Here is an 11985-nt window from a genome sequence, read left to right on the forward strand (position 1 = left end):
CTACTGGTCTGATCGCCGCGAACGATTCCGAGAACGGCAGGCAGCCGCGTCAACGTTGCCTCTAGCGGGCGTGCCTAAACCGGGGATATCTTTGGGGTCGTTGGCTGGTTTGATGGTGTCCTTCGCCCTCACTTTTCCGTTAACGCCGTGAATGCTCACCTCTGCGCCGCCTGGGTTGTTTCTGCCGAGGTGGCGAGCTCTAGCGATACTCTCTTGCTGTGTACCGGTGACTGCGCTCGCTCGCTTGTTCCCTTCGACCTCTACCTTCCACGCGTCGCCGTCTTTGACTACATGGATGTTCTTTTTGATCGGCCACCTTGCAATACGCCTTCCAGGAGGAAGCCCGCGCCTATGGTTATCTATGGCAGTGTATCGTCTAAATCCCATAGTTGCCTATAGTTGTCGATATGGACCGCGAGCTGAACCCGTTCAAACCTGGCTCAGGGCTCCGGCCGCCTGCTCTTGAGGGGCGGGACCAGGAGATCGACGCGTTTGACCTGCTCGTTGCTCGCAGCAAACGACGCAACTACGACCGCGGGCTGATCATGACGGGTTTGCGCGGGGTGGGCAAAACAACCCTGCTCAACATGTTGGCCGATCATGCCGATCGACAGGGATGGCTGACGATCGGGCTTGAGGCCCGCCCCAACGATGCGGGGACCGCCGCCGTGCGGGCGAAGTTATCGCAGGAGTTGACCGTAGGGTTGCGTCGCTACAGCCGCAGCCATCGGGTCCGCCAGCTCATTGATCCGCTGATCGAGATTGCGCGCGGCTTCTCGCTCGGGGTCGGGTTGGGCCCGGCAACCGTCAAACTGGAGACCTCGCCGTCCGCCGCTAGCGGCGACATAGATCTCGACGTCGAAGAGCTCGTGGAAGCAATCGCTACGGCGCTAAAACCCCGCGGATCAGCGTTCGGGCTCTTCGTCGACGAAATGCAAGACCTTGACCCGGATCTCCTATCGGCACTGCTCGCTGTGGCGCACCGAGCCGGACAGCGTGAGTGGCCGTTCTTCATCATCGGCGCGGGCCTTCCCAACCTACCGGCGGTGCTTGCGGAGTCGCGGTCGTACGCAGAACGGCAGTTCCTGTACTCGAACATTGGGCCGTTGTCGGACGATGCTGCGACTGCGGCGCTCAGAGAGCCCATCCGCAAGTACGGAGGCGACATCACCGCCGATGCGCTGGAAACACTCGTCTTGGCGAGTGGCGGGTACCCCTATTTCCTGCAGGAATACGGGAAAGCCGTCTGGAACGTAGCCGCCGCAATACCTTTCGACCGTGACGATGCTGAACTCGCTGTCGAGGTCGGTCGCCGCCACCTCGATGACGGCTTCTTCCCGTCCCGCTGGACTCGAGCAACAGAACGCGAGCGCCGCTACCTCACCGCACTCGCTGAGAGCGGCATCGAGCGCCCACGATCAGGGCAGGTCGCTGCACTAATGGGCTCAACCGCAAGCGGTGTTAGCGACGTCCGCGACTCTGCCATGAGGAAGGGTCTGATCTGGTCACCGGAGCATGGGCGCGTAGCCTTCACGGTCCCCGGTATGGCGGAGTTCATACGCCGCCAACCAAAGCCATAGCCGCGCCGGCGTGCGCTTGCGGTTGTGTACATGCCGGTGTCCCGACGGCGCTTGGGCGTTTCGCGGACTGGCTACGATACCGCCCGGCACTGTTGCTCGTCTCGTCAGTGGAGTTTGCCGGCTTGAAGCCCGGACGCCGCGACCGTCGTAATGGCCGCCATCCTCCACAAACTGGTTGTCGCACAGGGGATATTGGTACCGATACTATACTTATGTCAGTTCGCTCGTGAAAAGAGTTGTGTCACAACAGATTTATATAGGGTGTATCGTCTTCCGGTTTTGGGCACAGGCTCCCAAATGCCGCGCGGTGAGGACGCCCTCGGGGTCATTTTCGCTTCGTGGGTCCGCTGGTCCCGCTGCCTGCTCCATACACCGCGGGCAGCACCAGGGTGTCGATGACTTGGCGGACAAAGGCGGCGTCGACGTTGTGCCCACTGATCACCCGCAGGAGTCCCATGGCGGTGAGCGCGTCGGCAACGAGCGACCAGTTCCTTTCGGCGATCTCCCCGCGATCGACGGCTTGGCGCAGGATCGCGCTCACCACTCGCCGACCCTTGAGCAGCATCAGGTCATCGAGTGCCGTTGCGAGCTCCGGATCTTGGGCTGATTCCAGCGCCACGCGTAGCACCAAGTCATTCGAAATCAGTTCGTCGTCGTTGCGTGCGGCGCGTGCGACGAGCACATCGAAATCGCCCTCGAGGCTCCCGGTGTCGGGGATGTCGTCGACGAGCAGATCGGAACGCCAGTACACGAGCGCGTCGGTGATCAGTGCCGCCTTCGACGACCACCTCCGGTAGATCGCGGCCTTCCCGACGCCCGCGCGCGCCGCGATGCCGTTCATGCTGGTGCCGTCGTATCCGCTCTCCGTTAGCTCAGCCAGCGCGGCATCCAAGATCGCCGGGTCACGTGACCGGTCAAGGCGGCCCTGTGTGCGCTGCCGGAGTTTGGGTCCAGAGTGTGTCATCTGCTCCGATCCTGCCAGGTCGGTTCTCGCGACAACTGGCAGACTTCTCCCACCCCTTGGCTCGATGTCGGTGGTTATGCCCTGTTGGGGCGTCCTGCCGTCGCCGCCGCGGTCGTGCGGTCTCCGGGTGACCAACCAGTCGGGCAGCGCTCTGACGCAGCGAGCGAGTCAAGGATCCGTACGGCATCGGAGAGCGCCCGCCGCTCGTCGCCGTCGAGCGCCGTGAGCCAGCTCTCGAGGGTACACCGAGTGACCGTTGCGGACGCGGACGAAGCGGCACGCCCCTTCGTGGTCAGCTGGACAACTGCGGCTCGCGCATCACTCGCCGCGACCGACCGCCTGACATAGCCGCGCTTCATCAGACGATGCACGGCGACCGACATTGTCGGCACAGAAACACGTTCAGCTCTTGCCATGTCGGTGATCCGCATACCGTCGCATTCGGCGAGCAACCGTACGACTGAATGCTGCGCGGTACTCAACTCGCCCGCCGCCGTCGCAGCCATATCGGTGCGTCGAACCCGAATGTACAACTTCATCAACGCCGCATACACGGGCCCAGCCAATGCGGCGGCGTCGATTGACTGCCCTTGGTCTGGTGTCAGTCCTTCGCCAGCTGTCGACTCGTCCTGGCAGTTCGGCATGGCGCGCCAATCGGTTACACAGTGGAATGCGGTATTTGCGCGGTCTGCGGATCCTCGGGTTCGGGTCGGGGCGGGTGTGTGATCTTGAAGGTGTTCAGCGGCCACCAGAACCAGCGTCCGAGGGCGGCGGCAATGGACGGCGTCATGAACGCGCGGACGATGAGAGTGTCGACGATGAGGCCGATGCCGATAGTCATACCGAGTTGGCCGACCACGCGCAAATCGCTGACGATCATGGAAGCCATCGTGAACGCGAACACCAAGCCCGCTGCGGTGACGACACGGCCGGTCGCGCCCATACCGCGGATCATGCCGGTGTTGAGTCCGGCATGGATCTCCTCTCTGAGGCGGGACACCACCAGCAGGTTGTAGTCCGAGCCCACCGCCAGCAGGATCACCATCGACAGCGGAATTACGATCCACTGCACACCCAGACCCAGCACGTCTTGCCACAGCAGCACCGAGAGCCCGCAGGCGGTGCCCAAAGATGCCGCGACGGTGCCCACGATCACCAAGGCGGCGACCACGCTGCGGGTGATCAGCAGCATGATGCAAAAGATCAGGATCATCGACGCGATGATCGCGATCATCACATCGACCTTCACCCCGTCCTGCATGTCGGCATACATCGACGCCGTCCCGGCTAGGGACACTTTCGCATTCGCCAGCGGGGTGCCCTTGACCGCATCGGCCACCACATCCTTCATGTCCCGTACATGATCGATGCCCTCGACCGACGCCGGATCACTCTGGTGGGTGACGATGAAGCGGACAGCCTTGCCGTCCTGGGAGATGAACATCTTCAGGCCACGCTCGAAGTCCGGGTTCTCGAACACGTCCGGGGGCAGGTAGAAGAAGTCGTCGTTCTTGGCCTGGTCGAAGAACAGGCCGATCTCGGTGGCGCCCTTGGCCAGTTCCTGCTGCTGCGCCTGGGTGCCGGCCATCACGCTGTGCGAGGCGATCATGAAGTCGCGCATCGTCTTCATCGAGTCGATCGTCGGCGGCAGCGTGGCCAGCATCTGCGGCATCAACGAATCGAGTCTGTTCAGATCGGTTGTCAGGCCACCGATCTGGTCGGCCAGCGCGTCGATCCCGTCGAGCGAGTCGAAGATCGATCGCAACGAATGACAGATCGGGATGTCGAAGCAGTGGGGTTCCCAGTAGAAGTAGTTGCGGAGCGGACGGAAGAAGTCGTCGAAATCGGCGATGTGGTCGCGCAATTCGTTGGTGGTCGCCACCATGTCGTGGGTCTTACCCACCATGTTGTGCGTGGTGTTAGTGAGCTCGGTCATGATGCCGTACATGCGTTCCATGTTGGCGATGGTGGCGCTCAACTCGTCTGCCTGCTCCAGCATCTGGGCCGAGTTCTCGTTGTTGAACTTTGCCGCTTGCAGCGTTCCGGCGTTCTGCGCGCCCAGCATGAAAGGAATCGAACTGTGGTCGATCGGTGCGCCGAGCGGGCGGGTGATGGTCTGCACTCGCTCGATGCCGCGCATGTGGACGACACTCTTGGCGACGCGGTCGATGACGAGCATGTCCGCCGGATTCCGGAGGTCGTGATCGGCCTCGAGCATCAGCAGTTCGGGGTTCATCCGGGCCTGGGAGAAGTGCCGGTCGGCCACGGCCATGGCGAGGTTGGCCGGCATATCGGCGGGGGTGAATTTCTGGTCGTTGTACTGCGGCTCGTAGGTGGTGAGGCTGACGAACCCGAGTACGGCGATCAAGCTGGTGATCACGATGATGGGTACCGGCCAGCGGACTACCGAGGTGCCCACCTTGCGCCAACCCTTGGCTGAGATCTTCCGCTTGGGTTCGAGTAGTCCGAACCTCGAGGCCACCGTGAGCACCGCGGGAGCCAGCGTCAGCGCGGCGGCGATGATCACCAGGATCGACAGCGCGCACGGCACGGCCATGGTCTGGAAGTACGGCAGCGTGGTCATGGTCAGGCACAGGCACGCCCCGACGATGGTCAGGCCCGAACCCAGGATGACGTGCGATACACCGTGATACGCCGCGTAGTACGCGTCTTCACGGCTGAGACCCTTCGATCGTTCCTCGTGATATCGACCCCACAAGAAGATGACGTAGTCGGTACCGGCAGCAAGGGCCAGCATGGTCACCATGCTCACCGCGTACGGGGTCAGTCCGATGAGGTTGAGATGACCGGCTGCTGCGGTGACGCCCTGCGCTGCAAAAAGTTCGAGCGCGATGATCACCATCGAGATGAGCATCGTGACGACGGAGCGGTAGATGACGAGCAGCATCACGATGATGACGCCCACCGACACCAACTCCATCAGCGCCATGCTCTGATGCCCGGCCACACTGGTGTCCGCGTTGAGCACCGTGTTGCCGGCGACGTGCGCCTTGATACCCGGCGGCGCTGGTACGGAATCGACGATTTGGCGTACCGCGTCCACCGCTTCGTGACTGGCGGTGGTGCCCTGAGACCCGTTGAGGAAGATCTGTACGTAGGCCGACTTCCCGTCCACGCTCTGCGAACCGGCCGCGGTCAGCGGATCGCTCCAGAAGTCCTGCACGTTCTGGACGTGTTCGTGGTCGGCCTTGAGCTTGGCGACGATCTTGTCGTAGAACTCGTGCGCGCTGTCGCCGAGTTGGTCCTCGCCTTCGAGGACGACCATCGCCGTGGAGTCGGAGTCGTACTGCTGGAACACCTTGCCGATGTTGAGCATCGCCTGGTAGGACGGCGCGTCGGTCGGGCTCAGCGGCACTGATCGGCTGGCTGCGATCTCGTCGAGTGAAGGGACCAACGCGCCAAGTAGGACCACGACGGCCACCCAGAACAAGATGATGGGCAACGAGAGGATCCGGACCATCCGCGCGATGATCGGACGGCGCGGCTTCGAATGTGCAGTGCTCATACGGACTTCACCAAGCAGAAGATGAACGGTTCGACCGTGTCGGAACTGGTCCGGTCGTCGCGTACCTCACCGTCGACGGTCACCCGGCACTTGAGGTCGCTGACGCTGCGATCGCCTTGGGCCATGATGTTCGCCGACATCGACGGCAACGTCGTCACGATCGTGAATGACCACGGAAGTGGTGCGTTCTCGACGAGATGGGGCTGACCGTTCTCGTCGAGGAAGTTCAGATTCACCGCTCCCCCGGAACCAGTGACCTCATAGGTGATGTGTTTCGGGTTGAAGTTCGCGGTGATCCCCGACCCCTCGGCCGCCGCCGGTGGCGGCGCCGTGGAATCGCGGATCCGTAGGATCATGTACCCCCCCAACGCGACAACGACAGCCAGAGTCAGAGGTAACCAAATCCTCGTCAACAGCCGGAACACCGATCTCCCTAGGTCGTAGCCATTCGAACGGACCTCGTCGTCCCTCGTGACGCAGGTCCGGAACTCGAGTTCCGTCCGCTGGCCGTTCTGGACTGTACTCCATCCTGGTTAGATCAGCTAACCGGCCCGCTCGCCGTCCTCGACCACGCGAACCATCACTGATGGGATCCGCTCACCGGACCCGGACGTGATCGCAGCCGGCGTGGAAGGGTCGGTCACCGTGCAGGTGAAGGGCCGTTCGATTGCGGCCAATCGCCTCGGCTTCACACAACGCGCAGTCGGCCGCATTCCCCAACTCAGCCAAAGAGACGGGCGCCTTCGCGGTTGGGAACTCAAAGCTAACGGTCAGCGACGTGTTGACCCCATACGACAGTGCCCTCGCAGCAAGCCGGGCACGTACAGACTCCGCGAAGGCGAACGCCTCTCGTGGGTCGACATTCGGTGCAAGAACGTCGAATTGTCCGCCCCCGACGCGACCGGTCACTTGGCCGAAGCCCGGTTCGCCGGGGAGCGCCTCGGCAGACGTCGTCGCCGCGGAACTCTCACCGGCGTCGCCGAACTTGTCCGTTGACCTACTTGAACCAGTCCGAATGCGCCAGAATGAGCGCGGCTGAGGCCGATCAACTCCACAGCGCGCCGGGCCAGCCCGGTCAGCGACACACCGCGTGCTGCTGCAGGCAGTGATCGACGCCGGCGTCTACCCCGACGACATCCCCGTAGACGCAATGGCACACCTGCTCACCGACTTAGTCATCCACACCGGCCGCGCTCGTCGCGGCGCCGAGACGAAGACGCAAACAGATCCGAGACGAGCTGACGAGTGCAATTCATCAGCTCACGACGGGCCTAGCCAGCCCGCCCCACGGCGAGTCGACGCCTGTCCCCGCCGGAGGCGAGCAGCCGTCAGTAGTGTCAGGCTTTTCGCGTGACACGCGGTTGAGAACGCCGCAATCCGCGGCGGACCGTTGTTCAGCACGTCCTGCGCCGCGACCGCTCCAAGTTCGTTAAAATAGTTGCGCGACAAGTACTTAGCGTCGCAACGCGATCGTCGACGTGGAGGGCTGTTCACGGGTCATCGGCGATGCCGACGCCACGATCGCGCGCGACATCGGCGACAAGGCCCGGCTTCCTAGATGTCGATTACCGTCGACGAACAGCTGCGCCACCACCATGCCGATCAACCTCTGTCACATCAAACCATCGGTGACCGCCGAGAACCCGATAGTTGTGAAGATTCGATCGACGTCCTCACTGATAAACACCGCCTGAGGCAACGCAATCAACCCACCCAGTTGCAGCATCGCGACCCCGCCGCCACAACAGCCTCTAGCACGACAACCGACCCGATCGCCGCCCCGATCAACTCTGGCGGCGACAGCAGGCTTAGCAGCGTCCATCCGCGCGACAGGCGAGTTGCGAACAGTCACAACTGAAAACAGCTGGCGGCCGCGGTCACGACGGCGAATCCCACGGCGACGCGCCCCCGCAGTCGAGTCCAGACCGCATCCCGCTCGGTGAACCAGGGTGCGGTGACCGACAAGACCACCAGCACGACGGTGAGCGCGAGGACAGCTAGCCATGCCCACCGGAAACCATCAGCGGTAACGTGATTGAGGAACCCAACGAGCCCCGGTAGGCGCGGCCAGACGATCAGGTCGGCACCGGTGACCGCGATCCCCGCGACCAATCCGACGATCAGCAGCGGTCGCGCGGACAGCTCCTGTCGGAGCAGCCGCATCATCGCGACGGCCAGCAGCACGGCGATGATCGCCAGCACCGCAAAGGACGCCAGCGCATTTGCCTGCGCGGACCGGTAGTCATCGCTGCCGGACGACACCGAGAGCGCCGCCAGGAGGAAGGCGCGCAGCGCTGCGGCACCGAGCCCCGCTGCCACGATGGACAGCACCGCCGCCGCGAACCCGAAATGCATCCCCGCCCCTCCTCCACGCCGCCCGAGCAACCGATGCTCGCGCCGGGACCCCAGCCTATGAACACCGCGAAACCCCTCCGTGCACCAATTTCTAAGCAACGAGAACCGACCCAAATTAGCGTCGAGACCCCCACCGGCGCGCCCTTAGGCTCGAAACCATGACCGCTGACCCTTACGACGAACTGGCCGCCGCGGCCACGGCGATGGTCGAGATGACCTCGGTGGGCCAACGGCTCATCGCGGCCCGGGCCCGCGCTGCGGAGTCGGCCGAACGCGCGGCCGCTGCCTACGCCCGGGTAAGGGACGAGGCGGACGACGTCGCGAAGCTCGAGTCGCTGTCACTGACCTCAATCCTCGCCCGGCTCAGCGGATCCCGCGACGACAAGCTCGCCCGTGAGGCCGCCGAACACGACGCCGCCCAATACGAGCACGCCTCCCTGCAGGCGCGCGCCGACGCCGATCAGCGCGCCGCGGACACGCTGGCGGCCCGCTACGCCGAACTGCCCACCGTGCAGGCCCGCTACGACGCGGCACTGGCGGACAAGGAGCGCCGGCTCGTCGGCGCTGGCGGCGCGCGCGCCGCCCGGTTGAGCCAACTCGCGGAGGAACGCGGTCGGCTCACCGCCGAGCTGGCCGAGTTGGAGCAGGCCCGCGACGCCGGTCGGCGGGCCGTCGAGCATCTGGCCGCGGCGGCGGCCAAGCTCGAGAGCGCCCGATCGTGGTCGGCCTACGACACCTGGTCCGACGGCGGCGTGGTGGCCAGCCTCGTCAAGCACAACCGGCTCGACGATGTCGCGACGCGCATCCGCGACGCCGACACGGCGCTGGCGGAGTTCACCAACGAGCTGGCCGACGTCCACATGTCGGGGGTGCGGCTCGTCGAACTGGGCGACCTCACCCGGGTGTTCGACGTGTGGTTCGACAACATCTTCACCGACCTGGCGGTGCGCGGTCGGATCGTCGACGCCCAGGCCGCGGTGCAGCAGGCCATCGGCGGTGTGCACCGCATCCAGACCATGCTGCGCGAGCGCGCCCAGCAGCGCAGCGATCAGCTGGCGTGGCGCAACGCCGACCGGATCGAGCTGCTCAGCACGGCGGTTCTTTGAGCGGCGAGCAACGCCTCTGACCAGCCATAACGGGTGTAGTCACACAGCGGATCACGACGCACGGAGACGTGACCACCGACGCCGTGTGGCAAACTCCTCGAAGGTGCTGCCTGGTGGTGAATGCGCTGCTTGCCGGAGGCGCGGACCGCGCGGTGACAGCGAGAAGGGAAAATCAACGGTGACCACGAACGACCCCAACGCTCGGCCTAGCCGCTGGCCGCAAAACCCGCCCAGCGGTGGGCACCCGCAGCAACCGAACCAAGGGCAGCGGCCCCCCGCCACCTCGCCGGACGATCCGGGGTTTCACGAGCAGAACACCCTCGAGGCCGCGCAGTTCAAACGCCCCGAGCAGCCGACCTCCCCGCCACCGCAGGGCCCGCCGACCGGGTGGCCGACCCAGCCGCCGCCTCCCCAGTGGCCCAACCAGCCGGGCGCGGCGGGGTATCCGACCCACCCGGCGCCGGGCGGTCAGGGTTACCCGCCGCCTACCGGGCAGCCCCCGCAGCAGCCACCGGGCCGCACGTCGCCGGATCGCAAGCGGTGGGCGCTGATCGGCGGCGCCGTCGCCGCGGTCGCGCTGCTGGTTGCCGTGGCGATCATCAACTTCAGCGGCGTCGACGACGAGGGCGACGACGCGTCGACGAAAACCGCGGCGACCTCCAGCGTCAAGATGACGCCCGCGGGCCCGCGCACACCGTCGGGGCAAGCGGAGCCGGAATCGCCGAAGCGGTCACCGCAGGAGACCGCGGCGCCACCTCCTCCCCCGCCGCCTCCGCCGGTCATCGCGCCGGAAGCGCTCGGCGGATTCCTGCTGCCGGCCGAGCAGATCGGCCAGATCATGGGGTCGCCGGGCATGAAGGTCGGCGCGACCGACAACAACATGATCGAAGGTGACGTCACGCCCCCGAACTGCACCGGCGCATGGGGACCGGTGCACGCCAACACCTACAACGGCAGCGGCTTCACCGGGATGACCGCCCAGGCCGTGAACAACGATCCCACCCACAAGCTGGTCCAGGGGCTGGTCGCGTTCCCCAATGCCGCCGCGGCGCAGGCGTTCTACGACCGGCAGGTCGCCGACTGGAACGGCTGCAAGTTCGCCAAGATCACCGCCACCTACGGCAGCACGACCAACGGCGCCACGCTCAGCGTCCCGTCGACGACCGGCGGCATCCTGTCGCTGATGGTGGTGTCCGACACGTCCACGGTCGCGGGCATGCAGTGTGAGCGGGCGATGACGTTGCGCAACAACGTGATTGTCGACGTGCGGGCCTGTTCACCCAATATCGGCAGTTCCGGCTGGAACATCGCCCGCGACATCGGCAACAAGATCGCTCCTATGCCCTGACCGCAAGGACAGGGGCCACCGTCGATTACGCCCAAAATGCCGGCCGGGGCTCTACAGCGGCGGTGTCCGCACCGTTCTCTTCCCTGAGTCGCGGTACGGGCACGCTGCCCTGCGCCACCCGTATCCGTGCGCAGGGCAGCTCCATGTCGGCGCAATGGCGCACTGTCAGTAGTTGTCGCTGAAGCCGGTGTCCTGCTTCTGCGCGGACATTGCGCCGCACGCACCCACCCAGGGAACCAGCGGGTGGGGAGCCTATGCTTCCCACCGGCATCGACCCGAGTCGATCAGCCGAAGCACCCGTCATCGTCGCCACACATGCACCTTCGCGTACTTGCGCGGCGCGTCCGCGGGCCCCTTCTCGTATTCGGTGATGTACAACGGTTTCCGCTGTGACCACTGCGGCCCGCACGCCTGTTGGCGCCAATGCCCTTCCACGGTGCACCGTGACTTGAAAGAACGCCCTGGGCTCCCGCTCGCCCGTGCATGCGGTTGTAACTCGCGGCGCCGCAGTTCGACGATCGACACCATCGACGGGGCGGCACCACCCGCGTTTCCATCGCCGGCGGGAGGCCGATCGCCGACGACGCGGATGTCGGCGACGGTGCGCTGATCCATCAGCAGCCACGTCGCGCCGAGCACCTCCACGAACTCCGACGCCTCCGGGTCGCCCTTGACTTCGGCGGTGCGCGGCACCTCGGGGTCGAGCGCCACGCCAGGACCGACTGGCGATCGCCGATGGGCTCCTGGGGAAGGAGTCGTTACGGACGATCGCTGGGCGGATCGGTAAGAACGTTTCCACGGTGTCGCGAGAGATTCGTGCGCGCAGCATTCAACGGCCGCTACCTGCCCTATCACGCCGATCGGGCGGCTGCCGCAGCTCGGACTCGGCCCAAGCAGTCCAGCATGCAGGTGAGCCACGAAACTATCTACCAAGCCCTCTACTTCCAGGCCCGCGGCGGCCTCATTAAGGAAGTGCAGCAAGCACTCCGAACCGGGCGCACCCGACGCAAACCACACCGCAAACAAGGCGTGAACTACCCCAGGTTTCCTTCCGATCTTTATAGGAGGATTGGAAGTTATGCCCCGTCAGTATCCGCCCGAGTTTC

12 protein-coding genes and 1 pseudogene are annotated in these 11985 nt (G+C 64.9%); 5 read left to right on the plus strand and 8 right to left on the minus strand.

Annotated features, from left to right (window positions below):
* Nucleotides 1–387 carry a DUF2188 domain-containing protein gene (locus tag AU194_RS33000; RefSeq protein ID WP_082698586.1) on the minus strand — a complete coding sequence of 129 codons (387 nt, stop codon included), beginning with the start codon at nt 385–387 and terminating at the stop codon, nt 1–3.
* Between the two features lie 20 nt (nt 388–407).
* Here AU194_RS33000 and AU194_RS10965 point away from each other — a divergent pair, with 20 nt between their 5' ends.
* Nucleotides 408–1580, plus strand: coding sequence for an ATP-binding protein (locus tag AU194_RS10965; protein WP_059089269.1), 1173 nt, complete (start codon nt 408–410; stop codon nt 1578–1580).
* 325 nt (nt 1581–1905) lie between these two features.
* Here AU194_RS10965 and AU194_RS10970 read toward each other — a convergent pair whose 3' ends face one another.
* From AU194_RS10970 to AU194_RS10990, 6 genes are all read right to left on the minus strand, one after another.
* Nucleotides 1906–2544, minus strand: coding sequence for a TetR/AcrR family transcriptional regulator (locus tag AU194_RS10970; RefSeq protein ID WP_059089270.1), 639 nt, complete (start codon nt 2542–2544; stop codon nt 1906–1908).
* A 74-nt stretch (nt 2545–2618) separates the two neighbouring features.
* Nucleotides 2619–3188 carry a MarR family winged helix-turn-helix transcriptional regulator gene (locus tag AU194_RS33005; RefSeq protein ID WP_082698587.1) on the minus strand — a complete coding sequence of 190 codons (570 nt, stop codon included), beginning with the start codon at nt 3186–3188 and terminating at the stop codon, nt 2619–2621.
* A 14-nt stretch (nt 3189–3202) separates the two neighbouring features.
* Nucleotides 3203–6070: an RND family transporter gene (locus AU194_RS10980; RefSeq protein WP_059089272.1), complete on the minus strand. Its 2868-nt coding sequence runs from the start codon at nt 6068–6070 to the stop codon at nt 3203–3205.
* A complete protein-coding gene (locus AU194_RS10985; protein ID WP_369804080.1) occupies nt 6067–6426 on the minus strand; it encodes an MmpS family transport accessory protein in 360 nt (119 codons plus the stop codon). The genes AU194_RS10980 and AU194_RS10985 overlap by 4 nt, the downstream gene beginning before the upstream one ends.
* A 1097-nt stretch (nt 6427–7523) precedes the next feature.
* Complete coding sequence (locus AU194_RS31790; RefSeq protein ID WP_157576012.1) at nt 7524–7667, minus strand: hypothetical protein; 144 nt, start codon at nt 7665–7667, stop codon at nt 7524–7526.
* A 251-nt stretch (nt 7668–7918) separates the two neighbouring features.
* A complete protein-coding gene (locus AU194_RS10990) occupies nt 7919–8425 on the minus strand; it encodes a hypothetical protein (RefSeq protein ID WP_059089274.1) in 507 nt (168 codons plus the stop codon).
* Nucleotides 8426–8583: 158 nt separating this feature from the next.
* On the opposite strand from AU194_RS10990, the gene AU194_RS32210 reads away from it, so the two are divergent.
* Nucleotides 8584–9531 (plus strand): hypothetical protein, encoded by a 948-nt coding sequence (locus AU194_RS32210; protein WP_059089275.1) that lies wholly within the window; start codon nt 8584–8586, stop codon nt 9529–9531.
* A 178-nt stretch (nt 9532–9709) separates the two neighbouring features.
* The gene (locus AU194_RS31795) at nt 9710–10879 is read left to right on the plus strand and encodes a sensor domain-containing protein (protein ID WP_197417594.1); all 1170 of its coding nucleotides are present in this window, start codon (nt 9710–9712) and stop codon (nt 10877–10879) included.
* 300 nt (nt 10880–11179) lie between these two features.
* Here the strand turns inward: AU194_RS31795 and AU194_RS11005 are convergent, their stop codons facing one another.
* Nucleotides 11180–11590: a hypothetical protein gene (locus AU194_RS11005; RefSeq protein ID WP_059089277.1), complete on the minus strand. Its 411-nt coding sequence runs from the start codon at nt 11588–11590 to the stop codon at nt 11180–11182.
* 32 nt (nt 11591–11622) lie between these two features.
* Between AU194_RS11005 and AU194_RS33010 the strand changes: the two genes are divergently transcribed.
* Complete coding sequence (locus tag AU194_RS33010; protein WP_369804085.1) at nt 11623–11847, plus strand: hypothetical protein; 225 nt, start codon at nt 11623–11625, stop codon at nt 11845–11847.
* Nucleotides 11783–11985 (plus strand): annotated as a pseudogene (locus AU194_RS33015) (hypothetical protein); the annotation flags it as partial. The gene AU194_RS33010 and the pseudogene AU194_RS33015, both read left to right, overlap by 65 nt.

Origin of the sequence: Mycobacterium sp. GA-2829 (genome assembly GCF_001499965.1) — a bacterium.
Lineage (GTDB): Bacteria > Actinomycetota > Actinomycetes > Mycobacteriales > Mycobacteriaceae > Mycobacterium.